The sequence below is a fragment of the Pseudoxanthomonas winnipegensis genome, from assembly GCF_030322905.1.
GTDB lineage: Bacteria > Pseudomonadota > Gammaproteobacteria > Xanthomonadales > Xanthomonadaceae > Pseudoxanthomonas_A > Pseudoxanthomonas_A winnipegensis.
In genome coordinates this window covers 3,356,849-3,380,391 of record NZ_CP095475.1, presented here as the reverse complement: position 1 = coordinate 3,380,391, position 23,543 = coordinate 3,356,849, and the positions used below count along the sequence as shown (strand labels likewise).

General features: G+C 69.6%; 18 protein-coding genes. 2 read left to right on the top strand and 16 right to left on the bottom strand.

The features are described 5' to 3' along the window. Nucleotides 1–20 precede the first annotated feature (20 nt). From MWN52_RS14860 to MWN52_RS14790, 15 genes are all read right to left on the bottom strand, one after another. Nucleotides 21–1,409, bottom strand: coding sequence for a TolC family outer membrane protein (locus MWN52_RS14860; RefSeq protein WP_286575240.1), 1,389 nt, complete (start codon nucleotides 1,407–1,409; stop codon nucleotides 21–23). A gap of 33 nt (nucleotides 1,410–1,442) precedes the next feature. Beyond that, the gene (locus tag MWN52_RS14855) at nucleotides 1,443–2,102 is read right to left on the bottom strand and encodes a protein-L-isoaspartate O-methyltransferase family protein (RefSeq protein WP_130516983.1); all 660 of its coding nucleotides are present in this window, start codon (nucleotides 2,100–2,102) and stop codon (nucleotides 1,443–1,445) included. A 154-nt stretch (nucleotides 2,103–2,256) separates the two neighbouring features. After that, nucleotides 2,257–2,928 carry a TetR/AcrR family transcriptional regulator gene (locus tag MWN52_RS14850; RefSeq protein ID WP_286575237.1) on the bottom strand — a complete coding sequence of 224 codons (672 nt, stop codon included), beginning with the start codon at nucleotides 2,926–2,928 and terminating at the stop codon, nucleotides 2,257–2,259. Nucleotides 2,929–3,056: 128 nt separating this feature from the next. Continuing rightward, on the bottom strand, nucleotides 3,057–4,139 hold the full coding sequence (gene leuB / locus MWN52_RS14845; RefSeq protein WP_286575236.1) for a 3-isopropylmalate dehydrogenase: 1,083 nt from the start codon (nucleotides 4,137–4,139) through the stop codon (nucleotides 3,057–3,059). Beyond that, a complete protein-coding gene (leuD, locus tag MWN52_RS14840; protein ID WP_130554003.1) occupies nucleotides 4,129–4,707 on the bottom strand; it encodes a 3-isopropylmalate dehydratase small subunit in 579 nt (192 codons plus the stop codon). The genes leuB and leuD overlap by 11 nt, the downstream gene beginning before the upstream one ends. Then, on the bottom strand, nucleotides 4,707–4,901 hold the full coding sequence (locus MWN52_RS14835; RefSeq protein WP_286575233.1) for a hypothetical protein: 195 nt from the start codon (nucleotides 4,899–4,901) through the stop codon (nucleotides 4,707–4,709). Before MWN52_RS14835 ends, leuD begins: the two co-directional genes overlap by 1 nt. Next, the gene (gene leuC / locus MWN52_RS14830) at nucleotides 4,901–6,331 is read right to left on the bottom strand and encodes a 3-isopropylmalate dehydratase large subunit (protein ID WP_286575232.1); all 1,431 of its coding nucleotides are present in this window, start codon (nucleotides 6,329–6,331) and stop codon (nucleotides 4,901–4,903) included. Before leuC ends, MWN52_RS14835 begins: the two co-directional genes overlap by 1 nt. After that, nucleotides 6,328–7,137 carry a class I SAM-dependent methyltransferase gene (locus tag MWN52_RS14825; protein ID WP_286575231.1) on the bottom strand — a complete coding sequence of 270 codons (810 nt, stop codon included), beginning with the start codon at nucleotides 7,135–7,137 and terminating at the stop codon, nucleotides 6,328–6,330. The genes leuC and MWN52_RS14825 overlap by 4 nt, the downstream gene beginning before the upstream one ends. Next, a complete protein-coding gene (locus MWN52_RS14820; protein WP_131659006.1) occupies nucleotides 7,134–8,696 on the bottom strand; it encodes a 2-isopropylmalate synthase in 1,563 nt (520 codons plus the stop codon). Before MWN52_RS14820 ends, MWN52_RS14825 begins: the two co-directional genes overlap by 4 nt. Nucleotides 8,697–8,826: 130 nt before the next feature. Beyond that, nucleotides 8,827–9,090 carry an ACT domain-containing protein gene (locus MWN52_RS14815; RefSeq protein ID WP_130535661.1) on the bottom strand — a complete coding sequence of 88 codons (264 nt, stop codon included), beginning with the start codon at nucleotides 9,088–9,090 and terminating at the stop codon, nucleotides 8,827–8,829. Continuing rightward, the gene (ilvG, locus tag MWN52_RS14810; RefSeq protein ID WP_286575230.1) at nucleotides 9,074–10,798 is read right to left on the bottom strand and encodes an acetolactate synthase 2 catalytic subunit; all 1,725 of its coding nucleotides are present in this window, start codon (nucleotides 10,796–10,798) and stop codon (nucleotides 9,074–9,076) included. Before ilvG ends, MWN52_RS14815 begins: the two co-directional genes overlap by 17 nt. Then, complete coding sequence (gene ilvC, locus MWN52_RS14805; RefSeq protein ID WP_130517002.1) at nucleotides 10,795–11,808, bottom strand: ketol-acid reductoisomerase; 1,014 nt, start codon at nucleotides 11,806–11,808, stop codon at nucleotides 10,795–10,797. The genes ilvG and ilvC overlap by 4 nt, the downstream gene beginning before the upstream one ends. Before the next feature lie 314 nt (nucleotides 11,809–12,122). Further along, nucleotides 12,123–13,655, bottom strand: a complete 1,533-nt coding sequence (locus MWN52_RS14800) for a BCCT family transporter (RefSeq protein WP_286575229.1) — start codon at nucleotides 13,653–13,655, stop codon at nucleotides 12,123–12,125. Between the two features lie 278 nt (nucleotides 13,656–13,933). Further along, complete coding sequence (locus MWN52_RS14795) at nucleotides 13,934–15,871, bottom strand: S9 family peptidase (RefSeq protein WP_286575228.1); 1,938 nt, start codon at nucleotides 15,869–15,871, stop codon at nucleotides 13,934–13,936. Between the two features lie 569 nt (nucleotides 15,872–16,440). Then, nucleotides 16,441–19,482 (bottom strand): TonB-dependent receptor, encoded by a 3,042-nt coding sequence (locus tag MWN52_RS14790; protein WP_130535666.1) that lies wholly within the window; start codon nucleotides 19,480–19,482, stop codon nucleotides 16,441–16,443. Between the two features lie 348 nt (nucleotides 19,483–19,830). On the opposite strand from MWN52_RS14790, the gene MWN52_RS14785 reads away from it, so the two are divergent. Together MWN52_RS14785 and MWN52_RS14780 are read left to right on the top strand one after the other, a co-directional pair. Continuing rightward, on the top strand, nucleotides 19,831–20,517 hold the full coding sequence (locus tag MWN52_RS14785; RefSeq protein WP_286575227.1) for an ion channel: 687 nt from the start codon (nucleotides 19,831–19,833) through the stop codon (nucleotides 20,515–20,517). A 49-nt stretch (nucleotides 20,518–20,566) separates the two neighbouring features. Next, the gene (locus MWN52_RS14780) at nucleotides 20,567–22,414 is read left to right on the top strand and encodes a sulfotransferase (RefSeq protein WP_286575226.1); all 1,848 of its coding nucleotides are present in this window, start codon (nucleotides 20,567–20,569) and stop codon (nucleotides 22,412–22,414) included. 534 nt (nucleotides 22,415–22,948) lie between these two features. On the opposite strand, the gene ppa is transcribed toward MWN52_RS14780, so the two are convergent. Further along, complete coding sequence (gene ppa, locus MWN52_RS14775; RefSeq protein WP_130517015.1) at nucleotides 22,949–23,488, bottom strand: inorganic diphosphatase; 540 nt, start codon at nucleotides 23,486–23,488, stop codon at nucleotides 22,949–22,951. Between the last annotated feature and the right edge of the window lie 55 nt (nucleotides 23,489–23,543).

Sequence of the window (23,543 nt, the reverse complement as noted above, 5' to 3'; positions counted from 1 at the left end):
TGCTTGAAGGATGCGGACGCTTACTGCGCCTTGGGCACGCCGATGGCCTTGACGTCGTCGTCGCTCAGGCGGGTATTGGCGTCGGCGCTGAGCAGGGCGTTGACGTCCTGCAGGTCGGCCGCGTCCAGCGTGCCGGCGGCGGCTTCCAGCAGCAGGCGGTTCTGCAGGAAGTTGTACTTGGCCAGCGAGTACTGCTGCTGCGCGGAGACCAGGTTGTTCTGGTTGGTCAGCACGTCCAGCACGGTGCGGGTGCCCACTTCCAGGCCGACCTGCGAGGCGTCGTAGGCGCTGCGCGCGGAGACCACGGCCGAACGACGGGCCTCGATCTCGCTGATGCCGGCCTCCAGCACCTGGTAGGCGTTGCGCGTGTTGCGCACCACCGCGCGGCGCTGCTGTTCGAAGGCATCCTGGGCCGAATCGCGCTGGGCGACGGCCTGGCGCACCTGCGATTGCGTGGCGCCGCCGGAGAAGATCGGCACGTTCAGGGTCAGGCCGATCGAGCGCGAGTCGTACTCGCCGCGGCGCGAACCGTCCGTGCCGGTGTCCGAGTCGCCGCCCCAATTGGCGCTGCGGCCGTAGCTGCCGCTCAGGCTCAGGGTCGGCAGATGGCCGGCGCGGGCCGCGCTGATGCCGGAGTCGGCCGACTGCACCTGCAGCTGCAGCGACTTCAGCTGCGGATTCTGCGCCAACGCGGTGTCGACCCAGCCATCGGCGCTGTATTGCGAGGGCAGCTGCGGCTTGAAGTCGTCCGGCAGGCCGCGCAGGTTGGTCACCGGCTGGCCGGTGATCTCGGTCAGGGCCTCGTAGGCGTCCTTGAGCGCGTTGCGCTGGGTGATGACCGTGGCGCGCGCGCTGTCGTAGGAGGCGCGGGCTTCGTGCACGTCGGTGATCGGGGCCAGACCCACGTCCAGACGCTTCTGCGCGTAGTCGAACTGCTTCTGGAACGCGGCCTGCGCGGCCTCGGCCGAGGCCAGCGTCTCGATCGCGATCAGCACGTTGAAGTAGGCCGCCGAGGTGCGCGTGATCAGCGAGTCGTTGGCCGAATCCAGGTCGAAATCCGCCGCCTGGCTCAGCGCGCGCTGCGAGTTGACCCGGGCGTAGTCGCCGAAGTTGATCAGGCTCTGGTTCACCGTCACGGCGTAGTCGCGCGAGCGCGGGCTGTCGATCCACTCGCCGCCATGGGTGACCTTGGAACTGGAGCGCCCGAGCGAGGCGGTGCCGTTGACCTGCGGCAGCAGCGTGGCGCGGGCCTGGACCACCCCTTCCTTCTGCGACAGGCGCGCGGCCTCGGCCTGGGCCAGGGTCGGGTCGCCGTTGCGGGCCATTTCATAGGTCTGCATCAGGTCGGTGGCCGAGGCGGCCGAGGGCAGCGCCAGCGCGACGGCGAGAACGAGGGGGAGACGGCTCATCGTGGGAGTTCCTTGAAAGTTTGTGCCAAGCGCTTAGAAGACGAACGCAGGGACCGGCGCGGCGCCGACCAGATAACCCAGCGCATCGGTCTCGAACAACGATTCGATGCGCGCGCCGCTGGTGTCGTTGTGCACCAGCACCGCTTCCATGGCCGGCGAGCGGCCGCGCACCACGAACAGGCGTCCGCCCGGACGCACCAGTTCCATGAAGCCCAGCGGCAGGGTGTCCACCGCGGCGGTGATGCAGACCGCGTCGAACTTGCGGTCGGTGGTCCAGGCCAGCGCGTCGGCGGTTTCGATGCGCACGTTGCTGCCCAGCCCCGCGGCCTGCAGGTTGGCCTGGGCGAAGGCGGCCAGCTCGGGGTGCAGCTCCAGGCTGACCACTTCGCGGCCCAGCGCGGCCAGGCAGGCGGTGAGGAAGCCGCTGCCGGTGCCGATTTCCAGCACATCCTCGCCGGGCTGCACGTCCAGCGCCTGCAGGACGCGGCCTTCGACCACCGGCTTCATCATGCGCTGGCCGTGGCCCAGCGGCAGTTCCAGATCGGCATAGGCCACCGCGCGGTGCGCCGGCGGCACGAAGGCCTCGCGCGGCAGGGTGGCCAGCGTGTCCAGGACGCGGGGTTCCAGTACGTCCCAGGGACGGATCTGCTGTTCCACCATGTTTTCGCGGGCTTGGGCGTAGTTGATCGTCATGGGCATGCTCGGGGGGCGTGTCGGTGTACCGGGGCGGGCATTCTAGCGGCGCGCGGCACGGCAGGCGTGCTGAGCATCGCCGCCGCACCCGGGGTGGACGCAGTGCCGGAAGTCACCGGACCGGAAGTCATGGCCGGGCCGTGGCGGCTCGGGTTCAGCGGCGGGCATAGGCGCGCAGGAACATGTCCACCGTGTTATCCAGGTGACGGTCGATCTCGCCCGCTTCCAGCCGACCCAGCAGGCCGCACATCATGCGGCCGTAGATCTCGCCCTTGAGCAGGGTGAAGAACTGGCGGGCGGCCACGTCGATGTCCTCGATGTCCAGGTGCCCCTGCGCGACCTGTTCGCGCAGCAGCCCGGCGAAGATGTCGTGGGTGCGCTTGGGGCCGGACTCCCAGAAGATCTGGCGCAGGTGCTCGTCGGCCTGGGTGCTGGCCAGCAGCATGCGGTAGGTGTTGATCGCCTGCTCGCTGGTGACCATGGCGAAGAAGCCTTCGGCGATCTGCCGCAGCTGCGCGCGCACGCCGACATCGCCCTGCACCTTGAAGGTGGCATCGGGCAGCAGCTCCTCGCACAGGTTGCGGATCGCCTCGGAGAACAGCGACTCCTTGTCGCCGAAATGGCTGTAGACGGTCAGCTTGGACACGCCGGCCTCGGCCGCGATGCGGTCCATGCTGACGCCGGCGAAGCCCTCGCGCGCGAACAGCGCCTTGGCCGCCTCGAGGATCGCCGCGCGCTTGGCCAGGTCCTTGGGACGGCCCGGGCCTGACGGCGTCGTGCTGCGGGAGGAGTCGGAAGACACGGGGAGCGGAGCCTGCGGGACCATCGCGCAATACTAGACTAGACGGTTCGATATTTACAGTCCGGGCGCGCCGTCGCGGACGCGCCCGTCATCGTTGCGTCAGCTTGCCCGACTGCCCCGGGGGCCGGCGGGACCGGCCCCCGGGACGGGGATCAGGCGCGCAGGCCGGCCGGCTGGCGTTCGAGCTGGGCCAGCACGGCCTCGGTCGCCTGCGCGGTGCTCAGCGCCTGGCCGGGGCCGGCCAGGTCGGCGGTGAAGGCGCGCGCGTCCAGGGCGGCGTCCACGGCCTGCTCGATGCGCTGGGCCTCGGCTTCCAGCCCGAGCGAATGGCGCAGCAGCAGCGCGGCCGAGAGGATGGTGGCGTAGGGGTTGGCGATGCCCTTGCCGGCGATGTCCGGGGCCGAGCCATGGATCGGCTCGTACAGGCCGACCCGGCTCTGGCCGAGCGAGGCCGACGGCAGCAGGCCCAGCGAGCCGGCCAGCATCGAGGCCTCGTCGGTGAGGATGTCCCCGAACATGTTCTCGGTGACGATCACGTCGTACTCGCGCGGCTTGGACAGCAGGTGCATGGCCATCGAATCGACTAGCTGGTGCTCCAGGGCGATGTCCGGGAACTCCTCGCGGCCGACCCGCGCGGCCACCTCGCGCCACAGGCGCGAGGTCTCCAGCACGTTGGCCTTGTCCACCGAGGTGACCTTGCCGCGGCGCGCGCGGGCCAGGCCGAAGGCGCTGCGCAGCACCCGCTCCACCTCGGCCACCGAATAGCTGCACAGATCGCTGGCCGCTTCGGCGGTGCGGGTCTTGTCGCCGAAATAGATGCCGCCGGTCAGCTCGCGCACGACCACGATGTCCACGCCGGCCAGCAGGTGCGGCTTGATCGGCGAGGCGTCCAGCGCGGCCGGGTGCGGCCGCACCGGGCGCAGGTTGGCGAACAGGCCCAGCGCCTTGCGGATCGCCAGCAGGCCCTGCTCGGGCCGGATCTTGGCGTTGGGGTCGGACCACTTGGGCCCGCCGACCGCGCCCAGCAGCACCGCGTCGGCCTGCTGGCAGGCGAGGGTGGTGGCCTCGGGCAGCGGCACCCCGTGGCGGTCGATGGCGACCCCGCCGATGTCGTGCTCGGCGAAGCGGAAATCGTGGCCGTGCTGTTGGGCCACGGCCTTGAGGACGGCGACGGCCGCGGCGGCCACTTCCGGGCCGATGCCGTCGCCGGGCAGGACGACGATGTCAGCGTGCATGGGCGGCCTCGTAGCGGGCGATGTCGGGGACGCGGGCCAGCAGATAGCCCAGCTGGTCGACGCCTTCGAGCAGGCAGGTCTGCGAGAAGCCGTCCAGCGGGAACGCATAGACGCGCCCGTCGGGCGTGCGCAGCTCGCGCGCGGCCACATCGATGGTCAGCTCGTCGTCGGGACGCTCCATCAGCGTCTGCACGTCGGCCTCGGCCAGCACCACCGGCAGCAGGCCGTTCTTGAGGCTGTTGCCGCGGAAGATGTCGGCGATCTCACTGGACACCACGGCCTGCAGGCCCAAGTCGGTCAGCGCCCAGGGCGCGTGCTCGCGCGAGGAGCCGCAGCCGAAGTTGCGCCCGGCCAGCAGGATCGAACGCCCGGCGTTGTGCGGCTGGTTGAAGGCGAAGTCCGGATTGGGCGTGCCGTCGGCCTTCCAGCGCCAGTCGTTGAAGGCGTTGCGGCCCAGGCCGGCGCGCTCGGTGGTGGACAAGAAGCGCGCCGGAATGATCTGGTCGGTGTCGATGTTGGTCGAACGCAGCACGACGGCCCTGGAGGTGATGGTGCGGATACCTGCCATCACGCGGCCTCCTCGCTGCCGCCCAGCGCGAAATCGGCCGGCACGTCGGTGACCTCGGCGGCGGGCAGCGCCTCGGGCGCGGGCGCTTCCTGGCGCGGGCGCAGCGGCGTGTCGCGCACGCTGCGGGCCAGCGCGCTGGCCACCGTGGCGGTGAAGGCCACGTGCGCGGCCTGGTTGGATTCGGGACTGGGCATCAGGCCACTTCCTTGGATTCGGTTGCTGCGAACAGATCACGCACATCGCTGACGTGGCCGTTGACCGCGGCCCAGGCCGCGCTCAGCGGCGAGGCGAGCAGGGTACGCGAGCCGGGGCCCTGGCGGCCCTCGAAATTGCGGTTGGAGGTGGACACGGCCAGCTCGCCCGGCGCCACCAGATCGCCGTTCATGGCGATGCACATCGAGCAGCCCGGCTCGCGCCACTGCGCGCCGGCGGCGCGCACGATGGCGTCGATGCCCTCGGCCTCGGCCTGGCGCTTGACGATCTCCGAGCCCGGCACCACCAGCATGCGCACGCCCTCGGCGACCTTGCGCCCGGCCAGCACGCGGGCGACCTCGCGCATGTCGCGCAGGCGGCCGTTGGTGCACGAGCCGACGAACACCACGTCGACCTTGGCGCCTTCCACGCGCTCGCCCGCATGGAAGCCCATGTAGTCCAGGCCCTTCTGCGCGGCCGCGTCGTTGGCGGCGGGGATGGCCGCATCGACCGCGATCGCCGTGCCCGGGTGCGTGCCCCAGGTCAGGGTCGGGCGGATGTCGGCCGCGTCGATCACCACTTCGGCATCGAAACGCGCGCCCGCATCGCTGCGCAGGGTCTTCCAGTAGGCGACCGCGGCGTCGAAGTCGGCGCCCTTGGGCCCACGCGGGGTGTCCGCGACATAGTCGAAGGTGATCTGGTCGGGCGCGACCATGCCGGCGCGCGCGCCGGCCTCGATGGACATGTTGCACAGGGTCATGCGCTGCTCCATGTCCATCGCCTCGATGGTCGAGCCGCGGAACTCCAGCACATGGCCGGTGCCGCCGTTGACCCCGATCACCCCGATGATGTGCAGCACCACGTCCTTGGCGCCCACGCCCGGGGCCAGCGGCCCGTCGACCGTGATCGACATGGTCCGCGGCTTGCGCTGCAGCAGGCACTGGGTGGCCAGCACATGGCCGACCTCGCTGGTGCCGATGCCGAAGGCCAGCGCGCCGAACGCGCCGTGCGTGGAGGTGTGGCTGTCGCCGCAGACGATGGTCATGCCGGGCTGGGTGAAGCCCTGCTCGGGGGCGATGACGTGGACGATGCCGCGGTTGGCCGAGCCCATGTCGAACAGCTCGATGCCGTACTGCGCGCAGTTGGCTTCCAGCGTCTGCACCTGCTTCTCGGCCGCGGCGGTGTAGTAGGGCAGCCGGCCATCGGCGCCGGCCGGCAGGGTCGGCGTGGAATGGTCCATCGTGGCCTTGGTCCGGTCCGGGCGGCGCGGCGCCAGGCCGCGCGCGCGCAGCTCGGTGAAGGCCTGCGGCGAGGTGACCTCGTGGATCAGGTGCAGGTCGATGTACAGCACCGCGGGCGCGGTGTCGCTTTCGGGAACCACGACATGCGCGTCCCACAGCTTGTCGAACAACGTACGGGGGGCGGAACTCATTGCGGATGGCCTTGCGTTGAATGCGGGGTCGGGGAGCGGCGCGCGCTGAAGCGCAGGCGCACGTAATCGGCGTGCCACTGGCCGGCGGCATCGCACAGCGCCGGGCGCAGCAGCGCCTCGGTGTCGGCCAGCACACGGCTGCGGGTGTCGGCGTTAAGGCCGCTCAGGAAGGGATCGGCGAAGGTCTGCAGCCAGCCGGCGATGCCGGTGGGCAGCGGCGTCGGGCGCGGGATCAGCGCGATCTGCGTGACTTCGAAGTCATGCTGCGCCAGCCGCGCGGCGTACTCCTCGGCCGTGGGGAAGAACCAGGCGAAGGCCGGCGCGCCGGCGCCGTTGGCCTGCAGCGCCGCGCGCAGCGCGGTGGTGATCGCTGCCACGTTGCCATGGCCGCCGAACTCGGCGACGAAGCGCCCGCCGGGCTTGAGCGCGTGGCGCACGCCGGCCAGCACCGCGTCGGGCTGGCGCATCCAGTGCAGCGCGGCGTTGCTGAAGACCGCATCGAAGTCGCCCTCGAAGGTCAGGGCGTGCCCGTCCATCACGCGCGCATCGATGCCGCGTTCGACCGCAGCGGCGACCAGCTCGGGCGAGGCATCCACACCCACCACGTCCGCACCGGCCTGGACCAGCTGCGCGGTCAGCACGCCGTCGCCGCAGCCCAGGTCCAGGATGCGCTCGCCGGGCCGGGCATCGAGCAGCGCCGACACCGAGGCGCCCAGCGCCGGCACGAAGCCGGCGTTGCGCGCGTAGCGGGCCGCATCCCAGGCCTGGCCTGCCGCGGAGGCGGCGGGGTGCGTCGCCGCGTTCATGCCGCGGCGGCTTCGCTCGGCGCCGGGGCGTGCTGGCGCTGGCGCAGCAGGCGGTTGGCCACGTCCAGCCAGGCCAGCGCGCTGGCCTCGATGATGTCCTTGGACGTGCCGGTGCCTTCGTATTCCAGGCCGTCGGCGCGGACCGACAGGCTGGCCTCGCCACGCGCGTCGGCGCCGATGCCGACGCTATGCACCTGGTAGCTGTCCAGCTCCAACTTGACGCCGGTGGCGGCCGAGAGCGCGCCGAACAGCGCGTCGACCGGGCCATTGCCCTGCGCCGTCTCGGCCACGCGGTTGCCTTCCGGATCGGACAGTTCGACCAGCGCGTTGGCGCGGCCGCCGACATCGGAGATGGTCATCGAGGCCAGGCGATAGCCATCGCTGACCGCGGCATCCTGCATCAGCATCTGCAGGTCGGCATCGCCGACCACGCGCTGGCGCTCGCACAGGCCCTTGAACTGCTCGAATACCAGCTTCAGCTCGTCCTCTTCCAGCAGATAGCCCAGCGCGCGCAGGCGCGCATCGACCGCGGCGCGGCCGCTGTGGCGGCCCAGCACCATCTGCGTGTCCGGCCAGCCCACGTCCTGCGGCCGCATGATCTCGTAGGTGCCGCGGTGGCGCAGCATGCCGTGCTGGTGGATGCCCGACTCGTGGGCGAAGGCGTTGGTGCCGACCACCGCCTTGTTGCGCTGGACCGGCATGCCGATCAGGCGCTGCAGCAGCTGCGAGGTCGGCACGATGCGCGGGGTCTGGATGCCGGTGTCCAAGCCGTAGAACGCGTTGCGGACCTTCAGCGCCATGGCGATCTCCTCGATGGCGCAGTTGCCCGCGCGCTCGCCGATGCCGTTGATGCTGCCCTCGATCTGGCGCGCGCCGGCCTCGGCGGCGGCCAGCGAGTTGGCCACGGCCAGGCCCAGGTCGTTGTGGCAGTGCGCGCTGAAGATCACCTTGTCGGCGCCGCTGATGTCGGCCACGCCGGCGATCACGCGGCGGAACATGTCGCCGATCTCCTCCGGGGTGGTGAAGCCGACGGTATCGGGCAGGTTGATGGTCCGCGCGCCGGCGGCGATGGCGGTGCGGGCGACCTCGATCAGGTAGTCGATCTCGGTGCGGGTGGCGTCCTCGGCGGAGAACTCCACGTCATCGACATAACCGCGCGCCAGGGTCACGTGCCGGTGCACCGACTCGAGCACCTGCTCCTTGCTCATGCGCAGCTTGTGCTCGCGATGCAGCGGGCTGGTGGACAAAAAGACGTGCAGGCGCGGGTTGGCGGCCGCTTCCAGCGCGCGGGCGGAGATCTCGATGTCGCCGGCCAGGCAGCGCGACAGCACCGCCAGGGTCGGCGTGCGCACCTCGCGGCCGATCAGGGCCATGGCCTGGCGGTCGGATTCGGAGCTGGCCGGGAAGCCGGTCTCGATGATGTCCACGCCCAGCTCGGCCAGGGCGCGGGCCATGACCACCTTCTGCTGCGGGGACATGCTGCAGCCCGGGGACTGCTCGCCATCGCGCAGGGTGGTGTCGAAAATTCGGACGGTGTCGGTGGATACGGCGGTGTTCATACGAAGGGATCCTCTACGGCGACGGCCGTGCGGATGGCCGTGGGACGGCGCGGGGTCTGGAAGGCGATGCGGCGTGCGGCGCGGCGCGCGGGGCGCGGCGCCAACGGGACGGAAAGGGCGAGGGCGAGGATCATGCCGCCACCCCGGTCACGGCCGTGGCCGGCGGGTCGATGCAGATGGCGACCGACTCGCAGTCGTACACCTTCTCCAACTGATGGCGCAGGGTCTCCATCGGACGGGTGCCCTCGATGTGCATGCCCAGCTCCCAGCGGCCATCGGCGCGCGGCACGGCATGCACCGCGCGCGGGGCGAAGCCGCGGCGCTCGACCATGCCGATCACGCGCACCAGGGCGCCTTCGGCCGGGCTCACGATCAGATCAAGCCGGTATTGCATGGGACTTGGGCTCCGGTGCGGCTTTGGCGGGGTTGGATTCCAGCATCGAGCTGTTGGCGTGGTTGGGCGGCACCAGCGGCCAGACGTTGGCCTTGATGTCGATGCTCACGTGCAGCAGCGCCGGGCCGGGCGTGGCCAGCAGCTCGGCCAGGGCGTCGTCGACCTGCTCGCGCGCGGCGATGTGCCGGGCCGGGATGCCGAACACGCGGGCAAGCGCAGCGAAGTCCGGGTTGTCGGACAGGTCGATCTCGCTATAGCGCTCGGCGAAGAACAGCTCCTGCCACTGGCGCACCATGCCCAGCGCGGAGTTGTCCAGCAGGACGATCTTCACCGGCAGCTTGCAGCGCGCGATGGTGACCAGCTCCTGCACGTTCATCATGAAACCGCCGTCGCCGTTGACCAGCACGACGGTCCGCTCCGGGCAGGCGAACTGCGCGCCCATCGCCGCCGGCAGGCCGAAGCCCATCGTGCCCAGCGCGCCGCTGGTCAGGTGGTGGCGCGGATGGTTGAACTTGCAGTGCTGCGCTACCCACATCTGGTGCTGGCCGACATCGCTGGTGATGATCGCGTCGGCCGGGGCGACCTCGCTCAGCCGCTTCAGCAGCGCCGGGGCGTAGATGTCCGTGCCCGGCGCGTCGTAGCGGAAGCCGAAGCGCTCGCGGTTGGCGGCGCACTTGGCCTTCCACGCGTAGCAGGCGCTGCGCGCACCGCTCAGCGCGCGCAGGCCGCTGGCCAGATCGCCGGGAATGGCGATGTCGGCCGTGCGCAGCTTGGAGATCTCGTAGGCGTCGGCGTCCAGGTGGATGACGCGGGCGAACGGGGCGAACTCGGCCAGCTTGCCGGTGGCGCGGTCGTCGAAGCGCGCGCCGACCACGATCAGCAGATCGCTTTCCTGCACGGCCATGTTGGCCGCGCGGGTGCCGTGCATGCCCAGCATCCCCAGGTAGTTGCCGTGGTTGGCCGGCAGCGCGCCCAGGCCGCGCAGGGTCAGCACGGTCGGGATGCCGCTGGCCTCGACGAACTGGCGGAACGCCTCGACCGCATTGCCCAGCGCGATGCCGCCGCCGCCGTAGACCACCGGCTTCTCGGCGCCGGCGATGGCCGCCAGCGCCTCGGCGATGGCCGCTTCGGCCGGCGCCGGGGCCGGCGCGACCGCCGCCGGCACGTGATCGGGCAGGTGCGAGGCGTCGTTGATCTGCACGTCCTTGGGCAGGTCGATCAGGACCGGACCGGGGCGGCCCTCACGCGCGATGCGGAAGGCCTCGGCGAACACCCGCGGCAGATCCTCGACCCGGCGCACCAGGAAGCTGTGCTTGACGATCGGCATGGTCATGCCGAACACGTCCAGCTCCTGGAAGGCGTCGGTGCCGATCAGCGGCGTGGCGACCTGGCCGGTCAGGCACACCATCGGCACCGAATCGAGCATCGCATCGGCGATGCCGGTGATCAGGTTCGACGCGCCCGGGCCGGAGGTGGCCACGCACACGCCGACCTTGCCGGAGGCGCGCGCATAGCCGTTGGCGGCCAGCGCCGCGCCCTGCTCGTGGCGCACCAGGATGTGCTTGAGCGCCGAGTCCACCAGCGCGTCGTAGAATGGCATGATGGTCCCGCCGGGATAGCCGAAGATCGTGTCCACGCCCTCGGTTTCCAGGGCGTGGGCGATCCAGCGGGCGCCATTGCGTGGGGCAGTGGCGGTCGGTGCGTTCATGCGGCGGCGGCCTGTGGTTGCGCTGCGGGCTTGGGGGCGTTGTCGGCCAGCCACACCATCTTGGCGCGCAGCTGCTTGCCGACCACTTCGATCGGGTGCTCCAGGTCGGCCTGCTTGAACTTCTTGTAGTTCGGCAGGCCCGCTTCGTATTCGGCCACCCAGTTCTTGGTGAAGGTGCCGTCCTGGATGTCGGTCAGGACCTCCTTCATGCGCGCCTTGGTCGAGGCATCGATCACGCGCGGGCCGCTGACGTAGTCGCCGTACTGCGCGGTCTCGGAAATGAACTCCAGCATGCGGGTAATGCCGCCTTCGTAGAACAGGTCCACGATCAGCTTCAGCTCGTGCAGCACTTCGTAGTAGGCGATCTCGGGCTGGTAGCCGGCTTCCACCAGCGTCTCGAAGCCGGCCTGCACCAGCGAGGACGCGCCGCCGCACAGCACGGCCTGCTCGCCGAACAGATCGGTCTCGGTCTCTTCCTTGAAGGTGGTCTTGATGATGTTGGCGCGCGCGCCGCCCAGGCCGGCGGCGTAGGCCAGCGCGTACTGCTCGGCCTTGCCCGACTTGTCCTGGTAGACCGCGTAGATGCACGGTACGCCGCGGCCGATCTCGTATTCGCGGCGCACCAGCGCGCCCGGGCCCTTGGGCGCGACCAGGACCACGTCCAGGTCCTCGCGCGGGGCGATCATGCCGAAGTGCACGTTCAGGCCGTGGGCGAACAGCAGCACCGCGCCCTGCTTCATGTTCGGCGCCAGCACCTCGTTGTACAGCTGCTTCTGCACCATGTCCGGGGTCAGCACGGCGACCAGGTCGGCGTCCTTGACCGCCTCGGCCGGCGACTTGACCAGGAAGCCGTCGGCCTTGGCCTTGGCTTCGGTCGGGCCGCCCGGACGCAGGCCGACCGTCACATCGAAGCCCGACTCGCGCAGGTTCATCGCATGGGCGCGGCCCTGGCTGCCGTAGCCGACGATGGCGATGGTGGGCTGGGGGAGGTTGGAGGTCGAAGCGGTCATGGGCGGCGTTCCTGTCTGGCTGAAAGTTGGGGTTGAAACTTTTGAAGGGGCTGAAAGCACGAAACCCCGCACTTCGCAGTGCGGGGTTTCGTCAGGGTTTCGTGTGCTTGCTGCTTACACGACCGTCCGTCCCGCACCGTGAGGCGAGTGAATAAGTACGAGCACGAGGAGCGAGGCCGCGGCGTGCGCGGTCTGCTGGGCGGTCGTGATCGGACGGAAGGCGTTCATCAGGCCGGCAGAAAACCATGCCCGGCGCGGGGCTGTCAAGCGCGGATTTCGTTGCGCGGGAAACCGTGCCGCAGCGCAGGCGGGCCTCACCGCTCCCGCTCGCGCTCCAGCCACTGCGCGATGGCCCGGCGTTCGCGCTGCAGGCGGCGCTGCTGGTCCTGGTACTCCTGGTCCAGCGCCCGGTACAGCGCGACGATCACCAGCACCATCAGCAGGGCGAAGGGCAGGGCGGCCACGGTGATCATCGCCTGCAGCGCCTCCAGGCCGCCGACCAGCAGCAAGGTCGCGGCGATCAGGGCGATGGCCGAGCCCCAGACGAGCTTGCGCGACAGCGGCGGGTCCTGCGCCTTGTCGTAGGACATGCTGGCCAGCACCAGTACGGCCGAATCTGCCGAGGTGACGAAGAAGATCGACAACAGCAGCAGCGCCAGACCGGACAGCAGCCAGGACAGCGGCAGGCTGTCGAACATCGCGAACAGGACCGTCTCGTAGCCCTGCGCCAGCGCCGCGGCCAGATCGACATGGCCGAACAGCTGCGCCCACAGCGCCGCGCCGCCGAAGGTGGAGAACCACAGGAAGCCCAGCAGGCTCGGCGCCAGCACCACGCCGAACACGAACTCGCGGATGCGCCGGCCGTAGGACACCCGCGCGATGAACGCGCCCACGAACGGCGCCCAGGCGATCCACCAGGCCCAGTAGAAGATCGTCCAGGTCGCCACCCAGGTCGAACGCGAGAACGGCGACATGCGCAGGCTCATGTTGACCAGGCTGTTGAGATAGCTGCCCAGGGTGGTGGTGAAGGTGTCGAAGATGAAGCTGGTCGGCCCCAGCACCAGCACGAAGGCCAGCAGCAGCGCCGCCAGGCCGACGTTGAAGTTGGACAGCCATTTGATGCCGCGCTCCACGCCGGTGACGCTGGAGGCCATGTACAGCACGAAGGACACCGCGATGACGGTCAGCTGCACCGGCGCGGAGGCGTGGATGCCGAACACCCGCTCCAGGCCCGCGGCGATCTGGATGGTGCCGAAGCCCAGCGTGGTGGCCACGCCGATGGTGGTGGCCACCACCGCGGCGATATTGACCGCGTGGCCGATCCAGCCCTCATGGCGGCGGCCGAGCACCGGCTCGAGCAGGTCGCTGATCAGCCCGCGTCCGCCGCGGTTGAACTGGAACCACGCCATCGCCAGGCCGATCAGCGCGTACACCGACCACGGATGCAGGCCCCAGTGGAAGAAGGCGTAGCGCATCGCCGCGCGCGCGGCGTCCATGCTGCGCGGCTGCAGCCCCTCGGGCGGGGTGATGAAATGCGACAGCGGCTCGGCCGCGCCCCAGAACACCAGGCCGATGCCCATGCCCGCGGCAAACAGCATCGACAACCAGCTGGCGTTGGAGAACTGCGGCTGCGCATCCTCGCCGCCGATGCGCAGGTCGGCGAAGCGGCCCACGCACAGGAACAGCAGGAACACCAGCGCGGCGAACACCACCAGCAGATACAGCGAGCCGGCCGCGCCGATGGTCTGCTTCAGCGCCGCCTGCATCACCGCATTGAACGCATCGGGCGCGACGCCGGCGGCGAGCACCAGCGCGATGACGATGAACAGCGAAATCCTGTAGACCACGGCCAGCTCCGTTCGTGCGGCGCGCCCGGCGGCCGCCGCGAAAAGCGGTGCACGGTACAGCCGCGGCGGTGATCGGCACGTGGCGACGCACTGCACCGTGCATCGCGGGCGCCGCACCGACCCGCCTGGCGTGCCTCACTTCCCAGGCAGGCTTCAGAGCAGGCAACCCCCCTCCGTCATTCCCGCGAAAGCGGGAATCCATGGACCTCGCGCTCTCGCATGGGCGCCACCCACCTCGCGCCCGCTAAACCACGACGAAAGCCTTCTCCCAGCGTCGCTTAGCGCGCTCCATCCCCGATATGCGCATCCAGGAAGGCCTGCAGCTGATTGAAGAAGGCGATCGAATTGGCCTCGTTGTAGAAGCCATGGCCCTCGTTGGGCACCGCCATCCACTGCGGCGGATGGCCGGCGGCGGTGAGCGCGGCGCGCATCGCCTTGGCCTGGGCGAAGGGCGCACGCTCATCGTCCTCGCCGTGCGCCAGCAGCACCGGCACGGTGATCTTGCCGGCCAGGGTGACCGGCGAGTTGGCGGCCAGCTCGGCCGCATCGCGCCCGATCACCCGCTGCAGGTAGTGACGGCCCGAATCGGTGCGCTTGATGTCGCCCTTGCTGTACATCATGTCCAGGTCGTAGATGCCGGCCAGGCCGACCGCGCACTGGAACATCCCGGGCGCGCGCGCCACCGTCATCATCGCCGAGTAGCCGCCGAAGCTGCCGCCGTAGACGCATACGCGCTTGGGATCGGCCATGCCCTGGGCGATGGCCCAGCGCACGCCGTCGAGCAGATCGTCCTGGATGCGCGTGCCCCACTTCAGATAACCGGCCTCCATGAAGGCCGCGCCGCGCCCGCCGCTGCCGCGATAGTTGACCTGCAGCACCAGGTAGCCGCGGCTGGCCAGGAACTGCGCGTCGGTATCGAACTCCCAGTCGTCGCGGATGCCGTGCGGGCCGCCGTGCGGCAGCAGCACCATCGGCAGCGCCTTGGGATCGCGCACGCCCGCGGGCACGGTGACGATCGCCTCCAGGGGCAGGCCGTCGCTGGCGGTGAAGCGCCGCACGCGTCGCTCGCCCATCCGCGCCGGGTCGATGCCCTCGCGCGGGGTCAGCAGGCGGCGCAGCTTGTTGTCGCTGCGGTTGAGCAGATACCACGCGCCCGGGTCGCGGTCGCTGTCGATGAACAGCAGCACGACCTGGCCGTCCTGGCTCTGGTTGACGAACTCCACATGCTTGCCTGGCAGCGCCGTGGTCAGCGCCTGATGCAGCTGCGCGTCGGGCGAGTCGGCATCGAAATAGGTGAAGCGGCTCGGCCCGCGCCCGGCCTGCGCGGCGAACGGCACCGACGGCGCATGGGTCCACTGCAGATCGCTGACGCTGGCGAAGCTGTCGCGCGCCAGGACCTGCACGCTGCCGCCCTGGGCGTCGCTGCGCACCAGTTCGGCCGGCCCGCCCTTGCGGCTGCGCAAGGCATAGAGCTGACGATCGTCGGGACTGAAGGCGAACGGCTGCCACAGCTCGGCCTCGCTGGTGGGCATGGGCAGCCAGGCGCCGTCGTCGCCGGCGCGATACAGTAGCGGCTTGTCGTCATCGTCGGTGCCGATGGCGAAGCGCGGCTTGCCGGTGTGGTCGAGCACGAAGTCCAGGTCCGGCACGCCGATGTCGGCGATCAGGCGGAAGGTGACCTTCTCGGTGTCCACGTCGTAGAGCATCGAGCGCCGCGCCTCGAGCGAGAGCTGGCGCAGGTAGAAATGGCCGTTCGGGATCTCCGGCACGCCCTCGATATAGCCGAAGCCGCGGTCGAGCGTCGACCTGGCCGCGCGCTGCTCGTAGCCGTAGATGTACTTCTGCCCGCTGCCGTCGAAGTTGCTGGCGATCACCTCGCCGTTGGGCCGCGGCTTCTCCAGGGTGCCGACCTTGCGGCCCTTGGCGATCACCAGCCGCGTGTTGCTGACCCATTGCACCTGGGTGGCCAGCTCATAGCGCGGGAACTTCAGCAGCGCCGTCTGCACCATGTCCGACAGCCGGTACACCGCCAGCGCCGACATGCCATGGTCCAGATCGACCGAGGCTGCCAGATACTTGCCGTCCGGCGAGAGCATCGGGCCGGACAGCTTGCTCGCCTGCGCGAACGCCTCCACCGGCACCGGCGCCTCCGCCCCGGCCTGCGCACATGCACAGGCCACCACCGCGGCCACCATGGCCCGCTTCCATGCCTTCATCGTCGCCCCTTGTCGTGTTGTCGCCCATGCCGGGCGTCTACCCCCGCCAAAACGATAGCGCAAACCCGCAGGCGCGTGAATGCGGCGACGCCCGCTCAGGCAGGGTGTTGTCGTCGGCGTACCAGGCCGGGGAACTCGACTTCGCCAACCAGCCTCGACCCGGCCGCGCGCGGCTTCTCGGCCAGGTTCGCCATCCATGGCGGACTCGCCGCCGCGGGCCACCCCTGCTCCCTCTCCGCGCGCCCGGCCGGGTCGAGGCGCTGCGAGCGGATGGGTCGGGACTTGTTTTGACTCACGACCCGAAGCCTCATCGCGTGAGGTGTGAGGCAGCGGGCCGGCGGGTGGGGGCCGCGCCCAGCGAGGCAGGACGCTGAGCGCCCGAATCAGGGCGGGATGCCCTGATTGAGGGGAAAGCGGCCCCCGCCCGCCGGACCGATACCCCTCCGAAGCCGCAAGGCGTCCCACTCGGGCACTTGAACAAAGCACAAAACAAAAGACCCCGCCGGTCGCCCGGCGGGGTCTGTCTTGCAACTTCTAGACGGGCTCAGACCGACGCCCGATCAAACCACTTAGAAGTCGTACTGCACCTGGAAGCGCACATAGCGCGGAGTGGTGTAGTACTTGCCCAGCTTGTAGCTGTTGTAGGTCTCGCCGTACTGGGTGTCTTCCTTGGTCTCGTACACCTGCAGCGGCTTGACCGAGTTGAACAGATTCAGCACCGACATCTGCAGGCTCAGGCCATTGGCCCACTGCGGCTTGTAGACCACGTTCGGGTTGACGGCCCAGGTCCACGGCGTGCGGCCGGCGGTGCCCTGCTTGGCGATCTCGCCGTTGCAGTAGTGGAACACGCCGCCGTAGCCGTACTCGGTGCCGAAGGTGCCGGTACCGCCACCCAGGCAGCTGATCGGCGCGCCCGACTGGACCTGCAGATCAACACCCATCGACCACTCGTCGGTGAAGTTGTACGCACCGTACGCCTTCAGCGTGTGGCGATGGTCGTTGAACAGATAGCCATCGGCGCCGTACATGATCTCGGCGAAGTCGAAGTCCGAGGTCGTGCCGGTGTCGGACTGGCCATTGGTGCTCTTGACCAGACCCTCGTAGTTGCCGCTGAGCTTGGACCAGGTGTAGTTGATGCTGGCGTACCACTTGTCGGTGGCCTTCTCCGCGCTCAGGGTCAACGCCTTGTAGTAACGCTTGGCCTTGGGACCCAGGGCGCTGCCATCGACGTGGATGTTGTCGGCCTTGCCGTCGCCATCGACATCCAGCGTGATGTTCAGGTCTTCGCCCGGGTTGTACAGGTAGCAGCCCGGCAGACCGTCCGGAATCGTCCACTGGTCAGCCCAGTGACCGGCCACGTCGTAGCCCTGCGCCTGGGCGGCGTTGTAGATCGCCCGCACATCGCAGGTGTCGTCGATGGCCTGGTTGATGCGACGGTAGGTGGCCTTGGCCCCCAGCGTCCAGCCGTCGACGAAGCTGTTGTCCGAGTGCAGCAGCTGCTGGTAACCCAGGATGGCCTCGTCCTGCGTGTAGGGCTTCAGGCCCTTGCTGGCCACGGCCTTCGGATCCGGTGCAACACCGTTCTCGCCGTTGATGACGTAGTCGGCCGAGCCGCCGCGGAAGGGCGCGGTGTTCAGCGGCGCGCCGCTGACCGGATCGATGCCGTCATAGGTGTAGTAGTTGACGGTGTAGAACGAGGCGCTGGCGGCGCGCAGGGCGACGTTGGCCGCGATCGGCAGCGAGTAGCGGCCCAGCGAACCGAACAGCTTGCTGTCGCCGTTGCCGGCCACATCCCACGAGAAGCCCAGACGCGGCTGCCAGATGTCGTCCTGCTTGACGAAGGTGGTGCCCGAGCTGTTCTTGTTGTCGAACGAGTCGTTGCGGATACCGCCGTACAGCATGAAGTTGTCGGTGATCTGCCAGTTGTCCTGCAGGTACCAGGACTTCTGGTCGATCTTGACACCGCCGCCGGTGCGGAAGTTGATCAGGCGCGCATAGCCGTCGTACAGGCGCCAGTAGCCGCCCGAGGAGTAGGCCGTGCCCGAGGTCGACTTCCACTGCTCATCGCTGTAGCCGAAGGCCACCTTGTGGTCGCCCAGCTGCCACTCGAAGTCGGCCTTGTAGCTGTCGCGCGAGTTCTTGCCGCCTTCCATGCCCACGCTCTGGGCCACGGCGCAGCCGATCTTCGTGCCGGTCTGGTCGATCACGTACGGGCAGTCGCCGATGGGGCCGAAGACGTTGCCGTCGTACGAGCTGTGCTTGCCGTCGGGGCTGATGGTGAACTGCGAATCCTTGTTGCGCATCTGACCGTACTGCAGCGCCATGGTCAGGTTGTCGGTCAGGTAGCTGGTCCACTTGAAGATGTCGGTCTGGCCGCCGCTCTTGCCGACCAGCTGGCCGTTGTAGTCGGTCTTGGCCGGATGATCGTCGGCGCCGTAGGCGGCGTTGTAGTAGTCGTAGGTGTAGCGGCTGCCGTTGTCGAAGCCGGTGTACTCGAGGTGGTTGGCGTCGTTGAGGTACCAGTCCAGCTTGACCAGCCAGTACGGCGTCTTGGACTCATAGTCCTGCGCGGTGGTGGAGCGCGAGGCCGTGGAGGGCGACAGGGTCGGATTGCCGTCGGCGTCCAGCTCGGTCTGCACGTCCGAGCGCGCACCGTAGGAGGTGGTGTTGCTCTTGTCGAACTCGGCCAGCGCGAACACGAACAGCTTGTCCTTGATCAGCGGACCGCCGATCCAGCCGGTGTAGGTGTTGGAGGCGTTGTAGTTGTTGTGGTAGCTGCGGAAGATCTGGTCGTCGCTGTTGCGATAGACGTTGGGCACGCTGGCGCGCAGGCTGTCGGGCACGCTGGTCCAGCTCAGGCCGCCGTGCCATTCGTTGGTGCCGCGCTTGACGTTGACGCTGGTCACGCCGCCGGTGGAGAAGCCGTACTGCGCGCCGTAGCCGCCGGTCTGCACGTCCAGCTGGTCGATCGCCTGGAAGGGGACTTCCGAGAAGGACAGGCTGTCGTAGAGGTTGGTGATGTTGAAGCCGTTGACGTAGTAGCTGTTCTCGGCCGCCGAGGCGCCGCCGAAGGAGGCGTTGCCGAAGTAGCCCGAGCTCTTGACCGTGCCCGGGGTCAGCAGCGAGACGCTGGTGATGTCACGCGGCACCGGCAGCGCGTTGAGCTGCTCGGCGGTGAAGGTGGTGCGCGACTCGACGCTGGACAGGTCGATGCCGTTGACGTTCTTCATGCCGCGCACGACGACCGTGTCCAGGCTCTTGGCCGCACCGCCGCCGCTCGCATCGGCGAACTCGGCGTTGACCGTCTGGCCGGCCACGACGGTGACGGTCTGGCTGGAGGCGGTGCCGTCGGCGCCGGTCAGAGTGACCGTATAGGTGCCGGTGGGCAGGGCGGGGATGCGGAAGCGGCCGTTGGCATCGACCGGCACCTGACGCGACACGCCGGAGGCGGAACTGGTGATCTGCACGGTCTGGCCGGCGACGGCCGGCGCGGTGCCGGCGATGTTGCCGGCGGTGCTCTGCGCGTAGGCAGCGCCCTGCGCCAGCGCGGCGCCGAGCACGAGGGCCAGGGCGGTGCGGCGCAAGCCGTGGTGACGATTTCTGTGGCTCATGTGAATGTGGCTTCCCAATAAATGCATCAAGGCAAAAGCGCCCCTCCGGACCGGCCCGCGGGATGCGGAGACGGGGGTAGGGCGCGGGCAATGCGCGCGGCCGCGTAACGGACGTCCAACGGCGCGCGAACGGGAACTTAACGAGCTAGTTCGTCCCAAGCGTGGCGATGTGTGTCGCAATTCACGTAATTTGTCACGGATCGTCAGAAATTAATGGCATCAAAACTAAAAGCCAGCTAATCAGTGACGTGTTTGTTATTTTTCTCACCCGTTAAGGGGGATTTCATCTTTTTGACGGCCTCGACAGGGAGGTGATTACGATGCGATCCCGCACTGCAAGATCGCCCTATGCGCCTGGACCTCCATCTCCTGCGTCGACACCCCTCGGCCATGCTGCTGGTCGTCCAGCTGGCCGGGGTGCTGCTCTACCCGGCCATGAACGACACCCGCACCGGCCAGGCGCTGCTGGGGGCGTTCGGCATCCTGGTGCTGGCCCTGGCGCTGTGGGTGGTCAATCGCAGCCCGGCGGTCAACTGGATCGCCTGGCTGCTGGCGCTGCCCTCGGTGGCCTGCTCGCTGCTCGGGGTGACCCGGCAGCTGCCGGGGCTGGTGACCTTCGCCCAGGCCATGGAATGCCTGCTGTACTTCTATACGGCCGCCAGCCTGATCGGCTACATGCTGGACGACCACCGCGTCACCAGCGACGAGCTGTTCGCCGCCGGCGCCACCTTCACCCTGCTGGCGTGGGCGTTCGCCTTCGCCTTCTCGGTGTGCCAGCAGTGGTACCCGGGCAGCTTCAGCGCCAACGGCGTGACCAGCGGTGCGCGCAGCTGGATGGAGCTGCTGTATCTGAGCTTCAGCGTGCTCTCGGCGGTGGGCCTGAGCGACATCGTGCCGGTGCTGCCGCAGGCGCGTGCGCTGGTCATGCTCGAGCAGTTCGCCGGGGTGATGTACATCGCGCTGGTGGTCTCGCGCCTGATCGCGCTGACCACCCTGCGCGTGCGTGCGCAGCGCGACGACCGGCCCGAGGGTTGACCCACGCGCTACGATGCGCGGCTTTGGCCAGGCCTCGTCCGCGCACCGCATGAAACTGCAGGTTCCCTTCATCCAGCTCCCGGTCCTGTTCGATCCCGGACCGCTGCTGCACGAGGCGACGGCCGTGGCGGACAGGCACTGGCAGCGCTGCGCCGACGGCGGCGAGCGGCTGCGGCTGGTCAGCAGCGGCGGCGATGCGGCCAGCGGGGCGCTGTCCGGCCCGATGCGTGCCACGCCGTTCCTGCGGCAGATGCCGCTGCTGCAGCAGGCGCTGGCCGGGCTGGGCGCGACCTGGGGCCAGGTGTTCCTGCAGCGCATCGCGGTCGGGCGGCAATACGCGGCCGAAGTGGCGGTGGACTACTACCACCGCGAGCGCCTGCGCCTCCACCTGCCGCTGGAGAGTCCGCCGGACGTGCTGCTCGAATGCGGCGACGAGGTCGCGCACCTGGCGCCGGGCACGGCCTGGGTGTTCGATACCTGGCGTCCGCATCGCTTCGCCGGCCCGGCGCAGGGGCCGTGCCTGCATCTGGTGGCCGACACCGTCGGCGGCGAGCGGTTCTGGGAGCTGCTGACCCGCGGCCGCACCCCGGGCCGCGCCGAGCGCGAGCCCTGGCAGCCGCTGCAGCTGACCCTGGCGCCCGATCAGCGCGCGGCGCTGGCGCTGGAGGCGCATGGCGCGCCACAGGTGATGACGCCCTGGGAGCTGCGCGAGCATCTGATGTTCCTGTTGAACGAGGCCGTGCCGCATCCGCGTCTGGCCGGCCTACAGGCCTTGCTGCTGCGCCTGTCGCGGCACTGGCATGCGCTGTGGGCGCGGCATGGGGCCGAGGCGGCCGGCAGGCCGGCGTATCGGGCGCTGCTGGCTTCCACCGGGCAGGCTTGCCAGCAACTGGGCGTCGAGCAACTGGTGCTGCGCAACGGCATCGGCCTGTGGCCGGCGCTGCAGGCGCAGGTGCTGGACGTGGCCGTGGCCGAAGAGGACGGGCTGCGCCGGGGAGGCGCGCGGAAGTCCGAGGCGCCGCCGCCTGGGGCGCCCACGGTCGCCACGCCGAAGCCGCGCTCGCCGCCCACGCGCCTGCGGCAGCCGTTGTTCGTAGTGGCGGCGCCGTGCTCGGGCGCGGGTCTGGTGGCGCGCACGCTGGCGCGGGCGCCGGGTCTGTATGCCGCTGGCGAGGAGGCGCGTCGGGCGATCGACGGCATCCAGCGTCTGGCGGCGCCGCAGCGGGCCGACTTCAGTCATCGCCTGCTGGCAGGCGATGCGGTCGAGGACACGGTGCGCCGGGTGCGCGAGCGTCTGGCGCGCGGCTTGCGCGGTCACGATGGCAAGCCGGTGCCGGCCGCCGGCGGCACGGTGCGCCTGCTGCGTGCGGACGCGCGCGATGCGCTGCGGGTGCCGTTCCTGGCGCAGGCGTTCCCCGATGCGCGCTTCGTGTTCGTCCATCGCGAGCCGCATGAGGCGCTGGGCAGTCTGTTGCGCGCCTGGGAGGAGGGCCGCATGCAGGACGCGGGCGTGCTGCCGGGCTGGGAGGGGCCGGCCTGGACGCTGGCCCGGCCGCCGGGCTGGCAGGCGTTGTCCGGTCTGCCGCTGGAGGCTGTGGTCGCGGGTCAGTGGTCGGGGATCATGCGGGTGCTGCTCGACGATCTGGCGCAGCTGCCGCCCGAGCGTTGGCTGGGGCTGGACCTGGACCGGCTGCTGGCCGATCCGGACGGGGAGATGCAGCGCGTGGCGGGCTTCGCCGGGCTGGAATGGAGCCTCGAACTGGGCCAGACCCTGCCGCGCGCGCAGCCGCCGGCCAGCCCGTCCTCGGCGGAGCGCTGGCGTCCGCATGCCGCACGCCTGCAGCCCGCCCTGGGCGACGTTCCGCAGCGCGCGCTGGAAGCTTCCTTCCACGGCTGAGCCGTTCTTCCGTTCTAGGTTGCGGCGGGTGCGCGTGTTGCCGCTTTGGGTGAATAAAGGCTCTGCTTCGGAGGGGCAGCGGTCCGGCGGGCGGGGGCCGCTTTTCCCTCAATCAGGGCATCCTGCCCTGATTCGGGCGCTCGGCGTCCTGCCTCGTTAGGCGCGGCCCCCGCCCGCCGGCCCGCTGCCGCGCGCGTCAGGTCGCGGGGGCTTCGGTTTGCGCGGTCGTTCGAGACCCTCGCTCATACGCACAGCGCGATCAGTGACGGGAGGGCATCGACTTGAGGCCCCCTCCTTGCGCGTAGCGCAGGGGAGGGATGGGGAGGGGGCGGGGCTTTACCGGGCAAGCCACCGAAGCAAGAGCAAAAGCGCCCCCCATCAGTCGCTAGTTTTCGACTTCGAGTTCCCCTTCGCCTGCGGCGAAAGGGAGGGGCGAGGTGGGTTGGCGAAGTCCACCCGACGGCCTTGCGTTGGGCGAGGGCACACAAAAAAGGCGCCCTCGCGGGCGCCTTTCGTGACGACGGCTGGCCTGGATCAGGCCTTGTCGTGGCCTGCGTCGCGCGCGATGGCGTCCAGCAGGATCTTCTTGGCCTCGTCGGCGCCGCCCCACCCGTCGATCTTGACCCACTTGCCCTTCTCCAGGTCCTTGTAGTGCTCGAAGAAGTGGCCGATGCGCTCCAGCCAATGGCCGCTGACCTGGGCGATGTCGTTGATGTGCGAGTATCCGCTGAAGACCTTCTCCACCGGCACGGCGAGCAGCTTCTCGTCGCTGCCGGCCTCGTCGCTCATGCGCAGCACGCCGACCGGGCGGCAGCGGATGACCGAGCCGGGCACCAGCGGCAGCGGCAGCACCACCAGCACGTCGGCCGGGTCGCCGTCGCCGCACAGGGTGTGCGGCACGTAGCCGTAGTTGCAGGGGTAGCGCATCGGGGTGGACAGGATGCGGTCGACGAAGATCGCGCCGGATTCCTTGTCCACTTCGTACTTCACCGGCTCGGAATCCTTGGGGATCTCGATGATGACGTTGATCTCGTCCGGCGGATTCTTGCCGGTGGGGACGCTGCCCAGGCCCATGCGCTGCTCCAATGCTTTGAGGTGATCGAAAGTGGGCCGCATTCTAGCGCAGCGG

Excerpts from the sequence above, each read along its gene's own strand:
- MWN52_RS14860 (WP_286575240.1), bottom strand. The coding sequence starts at position 1,409 with ATGAGCCGTCTCCCCCTCGTTCTCGCCGTCGCGCTGGCGCTGCCCTCG.
- MWN52_RS14855 (WP_130516983.1), bottom strand. The coding sequence starts at position 2,102 with ATGACGATCAACTACGCCCAAGCCCGCGAAAACATGGTGGAACAGCAG.
- MWN52_RS14850 (WP_286575237.1), bottom strand. The coding sequence starts at position 2,928 with ATGGTCCCGCAGGCTCCGCTCCCCGTGTCTTCCGACTCCTCCCGCAGC.
- leuB (WP_286575236.1), bottom strand. The coding sequence starts at position 4,139 with ATGCACGCTGACATCGTCGTCCTGCCCGGCGACGGCATCGGCCCGGAA.
- leuD (WP_130554003.1), bottom strand. The coding sequence starts at position 4,707 with ATGGCAGGTATCCGCACCATCACCTCCAGGGCCGTCGTGCTGCGTTCG.
- MWN52_RS14835 (WP_286575233.1), bottom strand. The coding sequence starts at position 4,901 with ATGCCCAGTCCCGAATCCAACCAGGCCGCGCACGTGGCCTTCACCGCC.
- leuC (WP_286575232.1), bottom strand. The coding sequence starts at position 6,331 with ATGAGTTCCGCCCCCCGTACGTTGTTCGACAAGCTGTGGGACGCGCAT.
- MWN52_RS14825 (WP_286575231.1), bottom strand. The coding sequence starts at position 7,137 with ATGAACGCGGCGACGCACCCCGCCGCCTCCGCGGCAGGCCAGGCCTGG.
- MWN52_RS14820 (WP_131659006.1), bottom strand. The coding sequence starts at position 8,696 with ATGAACACCGCCGTATCCACCGACACCGTCCGAATTTTCGACACCACC.
- MWN52_RS14815 (WP_130535661.1), bottom strand. The coding sequence starts at position 9,090 with ATGCAATACCGGCTTGATCTGATCGTGAGCCCGGCCGAAGGCGCCCTG.
- ilvG (WP_286575230.1), bottom strand. The coding sequence starts at position 10,798 with ATGAACGCACCGACCGCCACTGCCCCACGCAATGGCGCCCGCTGGATC.
- ilvC (WP_130517002.1), bottom strand. The coding sequence starts at position 11,808 with ATGACCGCTTCGACCTCCAACCTCCCCCAGCCCACCATCGCCATCGTC.
- MWN52_RS14795 (WP_286575228.1), bottom strand. The coding sequence starts at position 15,871 with ATGAAGGCATGGAAGCGGGCCATGGTGGCCGCGGTGGTGGCCTGTGCA.
- MWN52_RS14790 (WP_130535666.1), bottom strand. The coding sequence starts at position 19,482 with ATGAGCCACAGAAATCGTCACCACGGCTTGCGCCGCACCGCCCTGGCC.
- MWN52_RS14785 (WP_286575227.1), top strand. The coding sequence starts at position 19,831 with ATGCGCCTGGACCTCCATCTCCTGCGTCGACACCCCTCGGCCATGCTG.
- MWN52_RS14780 (WP_286575226.1), top strand. The coding sequence starts at position 20,567 with ATGAAACTGCAGGTTCCCTTCATCCAGCTCCCGGTCCTGTTCGATCCC.
- ppa (WP_130517015.1), bottom strand. The coding sequence starts at position 23,488 with ATGGGCCTGGGCAGCGTCCCCACCGGCAAGAATCCGCCGGACGAGATC.